General features: G+C 65.2%; 2 protein-coding genes and 1 pseudogene. All 3 read left to right on the plus strand.

Going from position 1 to position 790, the window contains the following annotated elements; genetic code table 11:
- Nucleotides 1-142: pseudogene (locus MOV75_RS40275) on the plus strand (sulfur globule protein precursor); the annotation flags it as partial.
- Nucleotides 143-369: 227 nt separating this feature from the next.
- Nucleotides 370-543, plus strand: a complete 174-nt coding sequence (locus tag MOV75_RS40280) for a hypothetical protein (RefSeq protein ID WP_247008404.1) — start codon at nt 370-372, stop codon at nt 541-543.
- Between the two features lie 56 nt (nt 544-599).
- On the plus strand, nt 600-790 hold a 191-nt coding region (locus MOV75_RS40285; RefSeq protein ID WP_247008406.1), incomplete at its 3' end, for an ATP-binding cassette domain-containing protein.

Below are 790 nucleotides of genomic sequence, written 5' to 3' on the forward strand. Positions count from 1 at the left end.
CTGGCACCACAGCCGCGGCTGGGGCGGACCGCGCTTCTATGCCGGCGGCCCCGTCTCCTACGGTTATGGCGGCTGCTATGTGCGCCGGCTGGTCCCGACCCCCTGGGGACCCCGCTGGCGGATGATCAACCGCTGCTACTGAGCCCGACAGCACCTTACCAAAAGACCAAAGGGTATCTGCGCCCCCCACAGGTACCTTCCAAGAGGAGCCCCGGCGATCCCCCCGCCGGGGCTCCGCATTTTGAGCGGATATCGCGGGATTCATGCAATTTTGACGAGAATGCCGATGATCCCCAAGAAGGGGCGAAACCATTTTGGGGGTCAATGACTTGGTATCGTGACTTTACTTTGAACCCACGGAACCGCGCGATGGCTGGGCCTTTTGCCGATGACAGCGAACAGATGGACCGGCGCACCAGCCGATCGATTTGCGATGCCGTGGGCGAACGGCTCCAGCAGAGCCTGCGGCCCGAGCCCCGGCTCCCCACACATCTCGAGCAGCTCCTCAACGAGCTGGAGCGGCGCGACCGCGACCCGCACTGAGCAGCGGGCCCGGAAAAACGGGTTGCGTTTGACCCCGCCTGCGGTGACAAGGCCGCATGCTGTCCATTACCGACCTCTCCATCCGTCTCGCCGGACGCCTTCTGATTGACCAGAGTTCCGTTCAGATCACGCCCGGATCGCGCGTCGGCATGGTCGGACGCAACGGCACCGGCAAGTCGACCCTGTTCAAGGTGATCCGCGGCGAGCTCGCGGCCGAGCACGGCTCGGTGACCCTGCCGCCGCGCTG

The sequence above is a fragment of the Bradyrhizobium sp. PRIMUS42 genome (assembly GCF_023006515.1).
In the GTDB taxonomy this organism is placed as follows: domain Bacteria; phylum Pseudomonadota; class Alphaproteobacteria; order Rhizobiales; family Xanthobacteraceae; genus Bradyrhizobium.

What these genes read in the sequence shown, in the direction of transcription:
- MOV75_RS40280 (WP_247008404.1), top strand. Translation starts at nt 370, where the DNA reads ATGGCTGGGCCTTTTGCCGATGACAGCGAACAGATGGACCGGCGCACC.